The sequence below is a fragment of the Aeromonas sp. INTO2 genome (assembly GCF_049860605.1).
Classification (GTDB): Bacteria; Pseudomonadota; Gammaproteobacteria; order Enterobacterales; family Aeromonadaceae; genus Aeromonas; species Aeromonas caviae.
The window spans coordinates 488,617-501,227 of sequence record NZ_CP187588.1 but is presented as its reverse complement, the minus strand read 5'-3'; the positions used below and the strand labels follow the sequence as shown (position 1 = coordinate 501,227).

The 12,611-nt window shown below is 65.4% G+C and carries 13 protein-coding genes and 1 tRNA gene; 11 read left to right on the top strand and 3 right to left on the bottom strand.

The window, feature by feature from the left end; genetic code table 11:
• Window positions 1–290: 290 nt before the first annotated feature.
• Both ACPW74_RS02455 and ACPW74_RS02450 read right to left on the bottom strand, forming a co-directional pair.
• A complete protein-coding gene (locus ACPW74_RS02455) occupies window positions 291–716 on the bottom strand; it encodes an LPP20 family lipoprotein (RefSeq protein ID WP_010673311.1) in 426 nt (141 codons plus the stop codon).
• Window positions 717–804: 88 nt separating this feature from the next.
• Entirely contained in the window at window positions 805–1,425 is a 621-nt protein-coding gene (locus ACPW74_RS02450) for a FlgO family outer membrane protein (RefSeq protein ID WP_010673310.1), read from the bottom strand.
• Window positions 1,426–1,690: 265 nt separating this feature from the next.
• On the opposite strand from ACPW74_RS02450, the gene ACPW74_RS02445 reads away from it, so the two are divergent.
• The 5 genes from ACPW74_RS02445 to ACPW74_RS02425 all read left to right on the top strand — a co-directional run bounded on the left by ACPW74_RS02445 (window position 1,691) and on the right by ACPW74_RS02425 (window position 5,445).
• On the top strand, window positions 1,691–2,842 hold the full coding sequence (locus ACPW74_RS02445) for a flagellar assembly protein FlgT (RefSeq protein ID WP_039041370.1): 1,152 nt from the start codon (window positions 1,691–1,693) through the stop codon (window positions 2,840–2,842).
• 50 nt (window positions 2,843–2,892) lie between these two features.
• Window positions 2,893–2,969: transfer RNA gene (locus ACPW74_RS02440), tRNA-Arg, on the top strand.
• A gap of 261 nt (window positions 2,970–3,230) precedes the next feature.
• Window positions 3,231–4,055 (top strand): polyphosphate kinase 2, encoded by an 825-nt coding sequence (gene ppk2 / locus ACPW74_RS02435; RefSeq protein WP_279981775.1) that lies wholly within the window; start codon window positions 3,231–3,233, stop codon window positions 4,053–4,055.
• Between the two features lie 159 nt (window positions 4,056–4,214).
• Entirely contained in the window at window positions 4,215–5,273 is a 1,059-nt protein-coding gene (locus ACPW74_RS02430; RefSeq protein ID WP_279981776.1) for a PQQ-dependent sugar dehydrogenase, read from the top strand.
• A 16-nt stretch (window positions 5,274–5,289) separates the two neighbouring features.
• Entirely contained in the window at window positions 5,290–5,445 is a 156-nt protein-coding gene (locus tag ACPW74_RS02425; RefSeq protein ID WP_010673301.1) for an entericidin A/B family lipoprotein, read from the top strand.
• A gap of 45 nt (window positions 5,446–5,490) precedes the next feature.
• On the opposite strand, the gene ACPW74_RS02420 is transcribed toward ACPW74_RS02425, so the two are convergent.
• Window positions 5,491–6,285: a DeoR/GlpR family DNA-binding transcription regulator gene (locus tag ACPW74_RS02420; RefSeq protein WP_010673300.1), complete on the bottom strand. Its 795-nt coding sequence runs from the start codon at window positions 6,283–6,285 to the stop codon at window positions 5,491–5,493.
• 256 nt (window positions 6,286–6,541) lie between these two features.
• On the opposite strand from ACPW74_RS02420, the gene ltnD reads away from it, so the two are divergent.
• From ltnD to ACPW74_RS02390, 6 genes are read left to right on the top strand one after another with little or no spacing between them, the layout of a single operon-like run.
• Window positions 6,542–7,450: an L-threonate dehydrogenase gene (gene ltnD / locus ACPW74_RS02415; protein ID WP_151028305.1), complete on the top strand. Its 909-nt coding sequence runs from the start codon at window positions 6,542–6,544 to the stop codon at window positions 7,448–7,450.
• Entirely contained in the window at window positions 7,447–8,697 is a 1,251-nt protein-coding gene (otnK, locus tag ACPW74_RS02410; protein WP_279981777.1) for a 3-oxo-tetronate kinase, read from the top strand. Before ltnD ends, otnK begins: the two co-directional genes overlap by 4 nt.
• Window positions 8,690–9,322 carry an aldolase gene (locus ACPW74_RS02405; RefSeq protein ID WP_041214644.1) on the top strand — a complete coding sequence of 211 codons (633 nt, stop codon included), beginning with the start codon at window positions 8,690–8,692 and terminating at the stop codon, window positions 9,320–9,322. The genes otnK and ACPW74_RS02405 overlap by 8 nt, the downstream gene beginning before the upstream one ends.
• Entirely contained in the window at window positions 9,319–10,092 is a 774-nt protein-coding gene (gene otnI, locus ACPW74_RS02400; protein ID WP_279981778.1) for a 2-oxo-tetronate isomerase, read from the top strand. Before ACPW74_RS02405 ends, otnI begins: the two co-directional genes overlap by 4 nt.
• An 11-nt stretch (window positions 10,093–10,103) precedes the next feature.
• The gene (gene denD / locus ACPW74_RS02395) at window positions 10,104–11,078 is read left to right on the top strand and encodes a D-erythronate dehydrogenase (RefSeq protein ID WP_223942894.1); all 975 of its coding nucleotides are present in this window, start codon (window positions 10,104–10,106) and stop codon (window positions 11,076–11,078) included.
• Window positions 11,075–12,580: a GntP family permease gene (locus tag ACPW74_RS02390; protein WP_010673294.1), complete on the top strand. Its 1,506-nt coding sequence runs from the start codon at window positions 11,075–11,077 to the stop codon at window positions 12,578–12,580. The genes denD and ACPW74_RS02390 overlap by 4 nt, the downstream gene beginning before the upstream one ends.
• Window positions 12,581–12,611 lie beyond the last annotated feature (31 nt).

Genomic DNA, 12,611 nt, shown 5'->3' with positions numbered 1-12,611 from the left:
AACGACATGACTATATCGTTAGATTTCCCTAAACAAAAAAGGCCGCCATTCCGGCGCCCGGGCGCCTCTTGTACTACCTCAGCCCCCTTTTTCCTCGCCACAGGCCGGATCCCGACCGGCCATCAACTCCGTTTCTCCTGCCGAAGACCAGCTACCCCCCAAGACGCTAACCCCGGTTATTCCCCGCAGATCCGAGCCCCTTCCCGACCAAACAAAAAGGCGAGCCTGCGCTCGCCTTTGTCTGTGCCGTGATGATCGCCGGGCTCATGCCGGCGCCCCCCGGACCCGCCCTAGAACTGGCCCGCCATCAGCTGGTTCAGGTGATAGAGGTTGCGGGTATCGAGCTCCAGCTCGGTGGCATAGGTGTTGCCACGGGGATAGGTCGCCACCACCCGGGCACCGCGCACCATGCCCGCCACCGACACATCCAGGGAGTTGGAGGTCTGGGTCAGGTCCTTGTAGCTGCTCTGGCCGCGCACCTGCTGGCCGTTGAGCTGCTCCGCCAGCTCCCGGTAGGCGTCCATCTTGGAGGCGCGGATCGCCTGCAACATCTTCTCGGACTGGGAGGGACCGGGCTGGATGTCGATCACCGCATACCCCACCGCCTTGAGCACCGGGAAGTCATCGGGCTTCTCGCCCACGTCATAGTTCACCACCCGGTTGCCACTGCACGCCGTCAGCAACATGGCCATCAGGCAACCCAACAAGATTTTCATCGCTGTTTCCCCGTTTTCCTGTTCACCACACCCGATGTTTCACGGCTCAATGTCAGCCAGCCCGCTTCACGCTTCATGACGCGCCACCTCAAGGGGTCAGGTTGACCAGATGGCCGGACGGGCTCTGGCCCCCCCGCATCAGGTAACCGCGATTGATGGAGGCCCGGCCAAAGGAGTTGCTGGCACCGGACAAATATTGTTTCGGGATCAGGCTCTGGGCCGTGGTCTCGACCATCTTGGTGCGCAGATCGATGATGCGGGCGTTGACCAGGATCCCCTGCTGATTGCGGCTGAAGGTGCCGGTCAGAATGCGGGAGATGGGCAGCCGGGACGAGAGATCCTTGTAGTTGCGGCTCATCACGAAGTCCCCCTGCGGGGTCACCTGGATGTTGCCCGTGGTCTTGAAGTCCACCACCACCTCACCGCGCCGGTTCAGCTCGTAGATGAAGCTCTCCTCGATCTGCTGTCCCATCCAGTTGGTGTCCTTCAGGGTGTCGAGATCGACAAAGGAGGCGACCGCAATGGGCTCGGTCAGGGTCGTGAGAGACTTGCGCTCCATCAGCTGATCCGTCATGCGGGCCACCAGCCAGTTGAGCTCCATCCCCTTCGCCGCCTGGCGGGGGTCTCCCAGCTCCCGATTGATGGGGTCGGCCGACCCGCAACCGACCAATGCCAGCGCCACCGCCAGCACCGTGATAACTCTCTTCATGGATACCTTTCCTGTATCTGCACCTGACCTGTTATCGGTCGCAACCGCCAACACTTGAGGCGGGAATGCGCGCAGGATCCTCGATGATCCCCAAGCAAAGGCGTGTACTGTGCCACCGGAGCCCGCCGTACGGGCTCCGGCCAGGGAAGAAGGCATGGTTCTTGCTTTTATTTGGTCACCCGCTCCGGTGCAGACCGGATCTGTGTCCAGGATCCCTGACCCGCCCCACCGGCGGCAGCGGGGTCGCCCACTCAAGGTGTTTGTTATGAAAGTTTCGCTGCTGTTCACCCTGCTGCTGGCCAGCCTGTCGGCCAGGGCCGAACTTATCGAGGCCCAGGGCAGTGCCGCCATTCTGGGGGGCGACGAGGTCTACGCCCGCGAGCAGGCGACCCGGGATGCCCTGCGCCAGGCGCTGCTGGCCAGCGGTGCCTCCGTCTCCAGCATCCAGCGCCTGGAAAACGGCAGCCTGCGCTCCGAGCAGATCCAGATCCGCTCCGGCGGCGACATCCGCCAGTACCGCCTCAAGCGCGAAGAGGTGCGCAACGGCCGCATGTACATCACCCTCGTGGCCGACATCCAGGCGGAGCGGCAGATCTGCCAGACCCAGCACTACGCCAAGGATTTGACGCTGGTGCGCCTGCGCATGCGCTACCCGGACCAGGCAAGCACCGGTGCCCTGGACGACATGCCCGCCGATCTCTCCCGCCGGCTGTTTGAAACCCTGGCGACGACACCCCAGGTGGTCGCTCGCCAGTGGCTGGACGAGAACCTGCGCATCGACCCTCTCCATCTGCAACAGGGGGATCGCAGCGCCCTCGAGGAGATCAAGGCCCTGAGCCTGCGCACCGACAGCCAGTATCTGGTGCTCGGCAGCATCGACGATCTCTCCCTCGAGCCCCAGGGCAACGCCCTCACCAGCTGGTATGAGGATCCTGTGCGCAACTTCTCCATGCAGCTCTACCTGTTCGACGGCATCAACGGCAGCCTGCTCGGTCGCAAGGAGTACAAAGGCCGCGCCAACTGGACCTTCTCCAAGCGGGAGCAGGTGGGCAGCAGCGGCGGCCAGTTCTGGCAGTCGAGCTTTGGCCAGGAGGTGGGCTACCAGTTGAAGGAGGCGGCCCAGGACATCGCCGCCGAACTCGCCTGTGCCCCCGTCACCGCCCGGATCGTGGCCCAGCACGAGCGCGGCCCCCACATCAACCTGGGCCGTCGCAACGGGGTCAAGCTCGGGGACCAGTTCCGGGTCCAGCACAGCGCCGACTTCGTCGACCCCTATGGCAAGTCCCGCGTGATGCGCAACCCCGCTGACGGTCTGTTCGAGGTGGTGCAGGTGTTTGAGGATGGCGCCATCATCAGCAGTCAGAACAAATATTCGCCGTTCAATGTCCAAATCGGTGACCTGGCCGTATTGGAATAGGAATCAAGGGTTTAAAAGCACAATGCTTCTTGTATAATGCCCGCCACAAGGTTCCCGTAGCTCAGCAGGATAGAGCGGTCCCCTCCTAAGGGACAGGCCACTGGTTCGACTCCAGTCGGGAACACCATACACAGCAAGGGGCTGGCATCGTCATGATGCCAGCCCCTTGTGCGTTTCTGCGCCATTTCCCCTGCATCCATGGCGGCCAGGTCCCGCCCCCCCTCTTCAATGTCTCACTGCCACCAACAACCCCGCGAGCCCCACCAAAGATGATCCCAGCCATCCCCCTGTAGTTGCCACTCCCGGTGGCGGCACACCGTCATCTACCCTTGAAGGGCGCCGTCCGGCAGGACGGCCCTCCATTCGCCGAGACACAGAGAAGGACATCATGGGCAGCAAACGAAAATCCAGAACGGAAGAACCGGTCGTGGCCGAGGCGCAAAAGCCCCTTGGCAACAAGGCATACGAAAAGGCGCTGCGCCTCTTGCACGTGGAGCTGGTCAGGCTGCAGCAGTGGGTGGTGCACAAGGGGCTCAAGGTCTGCATCGTCTTCGAGGGGCGTGACGGGGCCGGCAAGGGGGGCACCATCAAGGCGATCACCGAGCGGGTCAGCCCCCGGGTCTTTCGGGTCGTCGCACTGCCCGCCCCCACGGAGCGGGAGAAGAGCCAGCTCTACTTCCAGCGCTACATCCCCCATCTGCCGGCGGCGGGGGAGATCGTCATCTTCGATCGCAGCTGGTACAACCGGGCCGGGGTGGAGCGCATCATGGGTTTTTGCAGCGAGGAGGCGAGCGACAAATTCCTGGCTGGCACCCCCATGGTGGAAAAAACCCTGGTGGACTCTGGCATCATTCTGCTGAAGTACTGGCTGGAGGTGACCCCACAAGAGCAGGAGCGGCGGCTGCGGGATCGCATCGACGATGGCCGCAAGATCTGGAAGCTCTCCCCCATGGACATCAAGTCCTTCGATCGCTGGGATGATTACACCCGGGCGCGGGATGCCATGTTCATCGCCACCGACACCGCCTGGGCCCCCTGGTTCGTGGCCCACTCCGAGGACAAGAAACGGGTGCGCCTCAACATCATCTCCCACCTGCTGGCGCACATCCCCTACGAGGCGCTGCCGACGGAGCCGGTGAAGCTGCCCAAGCGCAAGATAGGCAAAGTCAAACCATCGGAGCACCCGCTTCGCATCGTGCCAGCCCTCTTCTAGCCAGAGGGGGTGAGCCCTGGCTCACCCCCTTTCCCTTCCTGCCCCAAGGGACAACCGGCGCTGCCGGTATCATCCAATGGCTTGTTGTTGCTCACGTTTTCCCGTTTGCCTCCCCTATACTTCAGCGACATTCAGGTCTGGCCGAGCGAGGAGGCCCCCATGTTGCGACTGTTTGCCCTGCTGCTTGTCTGCCTGGTGCTCCCGGTGCGGGCGCTGACCCTGACCCCGGTGGCGGGGGAGCTACGCCACCCCTGGGGACTGGCCTTGCTGCCGGATGGCGGCTACCTCGTCAGCGAGCGCCCTGGGCGCCTGCTGCGCATCGACGCGGGTGGCAACCGCCATGTGGTCTCCGGCCTGCCGCCCCTCGCCGCCACGGGCCAGGGGGGTCTGCTCGATCTCGCCCTGGACAGCGATGGCTGGCTCTATCTCAGCTACAGCGAGCCGGGGGACGGGGGCGCCGGCACCGCCGTGGCCCGGGCCCGGCTGCAAAAAGACGCCCTCGTCGACTGGCAACTGCTGTTTCGCCAAGAGCCCAAGGTGGCTGGCGGCGCCCATTTCGGCTCTCGCCTGGTGCTGACGGATGACCACCTCTTCATCACCCTGGGGGATCGCTACACCGAGCGGGAGCGGGCCCAGACGCTGGACAACCACCTCGGCAAGACAGTACGCCTGCACAAGGATGGCCGGGTCCCCGCCGACAACCCCTTCGTCAAGACGCCGGGGGCCCTGCCGGAGATCTGGAGCCTGGGCCATCGCAACATGCAGGGGGCGGCCCTGCGTCCGGGCAGCCAGCAGTTCTGGGCTCACGAGCACGGTCCCCAGGGCGGGGACGAGGTCAACCTCATCCTGCCAGGCCACAACTACGGCTGGCCCAGAGTGACCTTTGGCGAGGAGTACGGGGGCGGCAAGATTGGCGTGGGCCAGAGCGCGCCGGGTATGACGGCACCGCGCTGGATCTGGGTGCCCTCCATCGCCCCCTCGGGCATGGCCTTTTATCAGGGGGACCTGTTCAGGGAGTGGCAGGGGGATCTGTTCGTCGGCGCCCTGCGCGGTCAGGCCTTGTTGCGCCTGCACCTCGACGGAGACAAGATAGTGTCGGCGGAGCGGCTGCTGACCGATCTGGGGGAGCGGATCCGTACCGTCAAGGAGGGCCCCGACGGCGCCCTCTACCTGTTGACGGATTCAGGCCAGGGGCGCCTGCTCAAACTGACCCCATAGCATGAAAGGAGCAAGGATGAAGACGAATCGCATGCTGCTGGTGCTGTGCACCAGCCTCTGGTTGCTGGGCTGCAACACCATCCACGGGATGGGGCGGGATATCGAGAAGGCGGGGGAGGTGATCCAGGGCTCCGCCAAGCTGACGGACGCACCGGCCGCAGAGGGTCGCTGATCCCGGCCGGGTGGCGCAGTGGTTCGCCCCCTGTCGCCCCTTTCCTTACCCCTGTTCGGCGCTGGCCACCAGACTGGCCAGCGGCGCCATGGTCACCCTGACCCCGTGCTGTGCCAATGCCTCGCGGGCGCTCTGGGGCAGTTGCTCGTCGGTGATCACCTGATCGATCGCATCCCAGCTCACCACGTTGAAGGTCCCCACCTTGCCATATTTGGACGAATCGCAGATGAGGATGCGGGTCGCCGCCGACTCCACCACGGCCCGCTTCACCGGCACCTTCTGTTCGCTCGGGGTGGAGATCCCCTGACTGTCCCAGGAGGAGGCTGACAGGAAGGCGATGTCCAGATGGAGGTTGCGCAGGAAGTGGGCGGTGGCCTCCCCGGCACAGGACTGGTTCTCGCGAATGACCTGACCCCCGGTGTGATAGAGGCGGCAGCGGCCGTGCTCGATGAGGTAGGCGCAGACCATGAAGTCGTTGGTCACTATCATCAGGTCTTCCCGAAGCGCCAGCTCCCGGGCCAGCTCCAGGGAGGTGGTACCGGCATCCAGATAGACGGTGCTCCCCTCGCTCACCTGGGCGGCGGCGAGCCGGGCAATGGCCAGCTTGGCCCCCTGCATCAGGCTGCGCTTGGCGGCGTGAGAGGGCTCGCTCTTGATCCGCTGGGAGAGGCTGACCCCGCCGGAGACGGAGAGTACCCTCCCCTGCTCCTCCAACTTCTGGATGTCGCGCCTGATGGTCATGTGGGAGACCTGCAGCCAGTCGGTCAGCTCCACTATGCTGACCACGCCGCGCTCTGCCAGCAGTTGCAGGATACGTTGCTGTCGCTCTACGGGAATCATCTTGCCTCGCGCCTCGGGAAAAGGAAGGTGCCATTCTACCCCAGCGACCTGGGAAAAAATGATAAATAACCTGAAACGGGCTCACGGATCACATTTATTCACACAAAAAACGCCAAAATTTGACTCTAAAGAATCTCAACCCTCATAAATAACAAAAATTAACACCAATTAAGTTATTTTTTGTGACGACTGCCTGATATTTCATCGCCGCAAGCCTCTACTATCTGCTCATCAGTCGTAATCGAGGAATCACGAGATGAGCACTCCCTATCATGTTGCGGTCATCGGCCTGGGCGCCATGGGCATGGGCGCCGCCCGTTCCTGCCTGCGGGCCGGGCTCACCACCTATGGCATCGACCTCAGCGAACAGGCCCGCGGCCAGTTGCAGCAGGCCGGTGCCGCCGCCGTCATGGCCGATGCCAGGCCTCTGGCCGAGACGCTCGATGCCGTGCTGTTGCTGGTGGTCAACGCCACCCAGGTGCGCCGCATCCTGCTCGGCGAAGCGGGGCTGGCTCGCCACCTCAAACCGGGCACCGCCATCATGGTCTCTTCCACCATCGCTGCCGAAGAGGCGAGCGCCCTGGCCGCCGAGCTGGCGCAGATGGGACTGCCGATGCTGGATGCGCCGGTTTCCGGTGGTGCCATCAAGGCCGATGCCGGCGAAATGACGGTGATGGCCGCAGGCTCCGACGCCGCCTTCGACAAGCTGGCCCCGGTGCTGGATGCGGTGGCCGGCAAGGTCTACCGGGTCGGCAGCGAGCCGGGCCAGGGCAGCACGGTCAAGATCATCCACCAGCTGCTGGCCGGGGTGCACATCGCGGTGGCCGCCGAGGCGATGGCGCTGGCCAGCCGGGCAGGGGTGTCCCTGGATCTCATGTATGACGTGGTGACCCATGCCGCCGGCAACTCCTGGATGTTTGAAAACCGCATGCCCCGGGTGCTGGCCGGTGACTACCAGGCCCGCTCCGCAGTGGACATCTTCGTCAAGGATCTCACTCTGGTAGCGGACACCGCCAAGGCGCTGCGCTTCCCGCTGCCGCTCGCGAGCACGGCGCTGAACATGTTCCTCGGTGCCAGCAACGCGGGCCACGGCCAGGAAGATGACAGCGCCGTCATCAAGATCTTCTCAGGCATCACCCTGCCGGGTCAGGAGGAGCAAGCATGAAACTCGGAGTCATCGCAGACGACTTCACCGGCGCCACCGACATCGCCGGTTTCCTGGTGGAGAACGGCCTCTCCACCATCCAGTTTGCCGGCATCCCGGCTGAGGCGGATCTGACCGGGGTCGACGCCGTGGTGATCAGCCTCAAGAGCCGCTCCTGCCCGGCCGATGAGGCAGTACGCGACTCCCTGGCGGCCCTAGACTGGCTCAAGGCCCGCGGCTGCCCGCGCATCTACCAGAAATACTGCTCCACCTTCGACAGCACGGCGGCGGGCAACATCGGTCCCGTCACCGACGCCCTGCTGGCGGCGCTTGAGAGCACGTTCACCCTGATCTGCCCGGCCCTGCCGGTGAACGGTCGCACCGTCTATCAGGGCAACCTCTTCGTCGGCGCCCAGCCGCTCGCCGAGTCCGGCATGCGCCATCACCCCATCACCCCCATGACCGACAGCAACCTGCTGCGGCTGATGGAGGGGCAGGCCCAGGGCCGTGCCGGTCTGGTGCCGTTCAATACCATCGCACAGGGTCCCGGCGCCATTGCCGACGCCTTTGAGCAGCTAACGCAAGCTGGTGTGCGCTACGCCGTGGTCGACACCCTGACCGAGCAGCACCTGCTGGACATCGCCACCGCAGCCCTCGACATGCCTCTGGTGACCGGCGGATCCGGCCTCGCCATCGGCCTCGCCCGCCAGCTTGGCCGCGGCGATCTGCAGGGTGCCCGCGAGGCGGGCTGGCCCAGAGGCACCCGCGCCGCGGTGCTGTCGGGCTCCTGCTCCGAGATGACCAACCGTCAGGTGGCCCGCTATCGCCAGCACGCTCCTGCCCTGGCACTGGATGTGGTGCGCTGCCTCGAGGATGCCGACTACCCGGCCGAACTGGCGCGCTGGGTACTGGACCAGCCCCGGACCCCGGCCCCGCTGGTCTACGCCACCACCAGCCCGGTTGAGCTGGCCCGCATTCAGGAAACCCACGGCCAGCAGGCGGCCAGCGACGCGGTGGAACACTGCTTTGCCCGCCTCGCCCAACTGCTGCAAGGCGCCGGTGTGGACCGCTTCATCATCGCCGGTGGCGAGACCTCGAGCCGGGTCACCCAGGCCCTCGGCGTCAAGGCGTTCCACATAGGCCCGCAGATCGCCCCCGGTGTGCCCTGGGTGCGGGCCATCGACGCCCCCCTGTCGCTGGCCCTCAAATCCGGCAATTTCGGGAGCGACGACTTCTTCGACAAGGCTCAGGAGTACTTCCATGACTGAACAGGCACTGCGCGACACCATGGTGATGCTGGGGGCTTCCCTCTTCCAGCGCGGTTATGCCACCGGGGGCGCCGGCAACCTCTCCGCCCTGCTGCCGGACGGTACCCTGATCGCCACCCCGACCGGCTCCTGTCTGGGACGTCTGAGCGCCGACAGGCTCTCCCACGTCAACCTGCAGGGGGAACACCTGGGAGGTGATCGCCCCTCCAAGGAGGTGGCCTTCCACCTCGCCATCTACCACAACAATCCGGACTGCCGGGCCGTGGTGCACCTGCACTGCACCCACCTGACCGCCCTCTCCTGTCTGGAGGGGCTGGATCCGGCCAACGTCATCCGCCCCTTCACCCCCTACTACGTGATGCGGGTCGGCCAGTTGCCGCTCATCCCCTACTACAAACCGGGGGATGCCCGCATCGCCGAGGAGCTGGGGCGCCGCGCTCCCGAAGGCAACGCCTTCCTGCTTGCCAACCACGGCCCCGTGGTGACGGGCAAGGATCTGGTGGATGCGGTCAACAACATGGAAGAGCTGGAGGAGACGGCGCGCCTGGCACTGATGCTCCATGGCCACTCCATCCGCTACCTGAGCGAACCCGAAATTGATGAATTGAGGAGGATGAAACCATGAGCAAGTTTGCAGCCAATCTCACCATGCTGTTTACCGAGGTGCCGTTCCTGGAGCGCTTCGCCGCCGCCCGCGACGCAGGCTTCGAGGCGGTGGAGTTCCTCTTCCCCTACGAGTGGCCGGCCGCCGAGCTGGGCCGCCGCTTGCGCGAGCAGGGGCTCTCCCAGGCCCTGTTCAACATGCCGCCGGGCAACTGGGCGGCAGGGGAGCGCGGCATGGCTGCCATCCCGGGACGGGAAGCGGAGTTTCGCGGCCACCTGTCAAGCGTGCGTGACTATGCCCTGGCGCTCGGCTGCACCAAGGTACACGCCATGAGCGGCATCGTGGACCCTGCTCATAGCCTCTCGGCCCACAGCCAGACCCTGATCGACAACATCCGCTTCGCCGCCGACTTCCTGGCCGAAGACGGCATCAAGGTGCTGCTGGAGCCGCTCAACGATAGAGATGTGCCCGGCTACTTCCTGGCCCACCAGCTCGACGCCCTGGCCCTGGTGCAGGAGATAGACAGGCCTAACGTGGGGGTGCAGCTTGACCTCTACCACGCCCAGATCATGGACGGGGATCTCACCCGTCTCATCGGCAAGCTGGGCCCGGCCATCGGCCATGTCCAGATCGCCTCGGTGCCGGATCGCCACGAGCCGGACGAGGGGGAGATCGCCTACCCCCACCTGTTCAAGGCGCTGGCGCAGGCGGGCTACCACGACTGGATAGGCTGCGAGTACAACCCCAGAGCCGGCACCCGGGAAGGGCTGGGCTGGCTGACACAACAATAACGACCCTGAACATGAACGAGTCTGAGGATAACAAGATGCAGATCATCATCACCGGCGGCGGTGGCTTCCTGGGCCAGAAATTGGCCCGGGCTCTGCTGCAAGGCCCCCACCCTTTCACCGAGCTGCTGCTGGTGGACATCCAGCAGCCGCAATCCCCCCTGCCGGACCCCAGGGTTCGCTGCCTGCGGGCCGACCTCACCGAACCCGGTGTCGCCGAGTCCCTCATCAGCGAGCGGACCGCCGTGGTCTACCACCTGGCCGCCATCGTCAGCAGCCACGCGGAGCAGGACTTCGATCTGGGCTGGCAGGTCAACCTGGACACCACCCGCACCCTGCTGGAGGCGTGCCGCCATGCCCGGCCCGGCATCCGCTTCGTCTTCACCAGCTCGCTCGCCGTCTATGGCGGCCCGCTGCCGGAGCTGGTGAATGACGGCACGGCGCTCACCCCCACCTCCTCCTACGGCGCCCAGAAGGCCATGGGAGAGCTGCTGGTCAACGACTACAGCCGCAAGGGCTTCGTCGACGGTCTGGTATTGCGCCTGCCCACCATCTGCGTGCGGCCGGGCAAACCGAACCGCGCCGCCTCCTCCTTTGTCAGCAGCATCATCCGCGAGCCGCTGCAAGGGGAGAGCGCCATCTGCCCGGTGAGCCCGGATCTGCGCCTCTGGCTCTCCAGCCCCGCCACCGTGGTCGCGAACTTCCTGCTGGCGGCCAGGCTTCCCGCCACCGGTGACGCCCGCAGCATCAACCTGCCCGGCATCAGCGTGACCGTCGGCGAAATGCTGGAGGCCCTCGCACGGGCCGGTGGCCAGGCGGCCCGGGATCGGGTGCAGTTTGCCGCCGATCCGGCCATCGAGCGCATCGTCGCGAGCTGGCCGGGACGCATCGACAACCAGCGGGCCAGCACCCTCGGCTTCGCGGCAGACAGGACGTTTGCCGACATCATCGACAGTTTCATCACCCATGACATGCAGGAGGCATCATGAGCGACATCCCAACCCCCATCATCGGTCTCATCATCGCGGTCTTCGTGCTGGTGTTCCTGGTCATCCGTACCCGGGTGCACGCCCTGATCGCCATGCTGGCGGCGGCCTGCATCGCCGGGATCACCGGCGGCATGAGCATCGACAAGACCCTCACCGTGATCACCCAGGGCTTTGGCTCCACCCTCGGCAGCATCGGCATCGTCATCGGCCTCGGGGTCATGATGGGTCGCCTGCTTGAGGTCTCCGGCGCCGCCGAACAGATCGCCTACAGCTTCATCAAGTGGCTCGGCAAGCGCCGCGAGGAGTGGGCCCTGGCCATCACGGGCTACATCGTCAGCATCCCCATCTTCGTGGATTCCGCCTTCGTCATCCTCTATCCGGTGGCCAAGGCGCTGGCGAAAAGCGGCAAGCGCTCCCTGCTCACCCTGGGGGTGGCGCTCGCGGGCGGCCTGGTGGTGACCCACCATACCGTGCCGCCGACCCCGGGCCCGCTGGGGGTTGCAGGCCTGTTTGGCGTGGACATCGGCGCCATGCTGCTGACCGGCATGGCCCTGGCCATCCCCTGCGTGCTCGGCATCGTCTTCTACGCCCAGTGGCTCGACAAGAAGTACCCCGAGTTCGGTGCCCAGGCCGCCCAGACCCCGGACGAGCTGCAAGCCACCTATGAGCAGTACCTCAAGGAGAAGGAGGGCAAGACCCTGCCGAGCCTGACCCTGTCGCTGCTGCCGATCCTGGTGCCCATCGTGCTCATCTTCGTCAAGGCCATCTTCACCACTCTGGCCACCCTGGAGGGCATGGATGGCCTGATGGCGAACCCTCTGGTGCAGGGCATCAACTTCATCGGCACCCCCATCATCGCGCTGGCCATCAGCGTGCTGCTGGCGGTCTATACCCTGGTCCCGCACATGGACAGGCACGCCACCGCCGCCCGCCTGGAAGAGGGGTTGCAATCCGCCGGCATCATCCTGCTGGTGACCGGTGCCGGTGGGGCGCTGGGGGCCGTGCTGCGCGACAGTGGCGCGGGTCAGCAACTGGCCGAGCAGATCGCCCAATTGCCCATCTCCCCCATCCTGATCCCCTTCATCGTGGCGACTCTGGTGCGCCTCATCCAGGGGTCCGGCACCGTGGCCATGGTGACGGCGGCCTCCATCTCCGCCCCCATCCTGGCGCAGATCCCCGGGGTCAACATGCTGCTGGCCGCCCAGGCCGCCACCATGGGGTCGCTCTTCTTCGGCTACTTCAACGACAGCCTGTTCTGGGTGGTCAACCGCATGATGGGGATCTCCGACGTCAAGCAGCAGATGATCGTCTGGTCCATCCCGACCACCATCGCCTGGGCCATCGGCGGCACCGGCGTCGCCCTGCTGAACCTGCTGTTCGGCTCCGGCGGCACCTGGTTCGACCCCGTGCTGCCGCTGCTGGTGCTGGCCCTCATCGTCTGGTACGTCAAGGGGCAGTCCCTGGCCCCGGCGGCAGGGGCCGTCCCGAGCCGGGAGTCATAACCCGCACCGTCACGGCAACGCTGTGTGACGA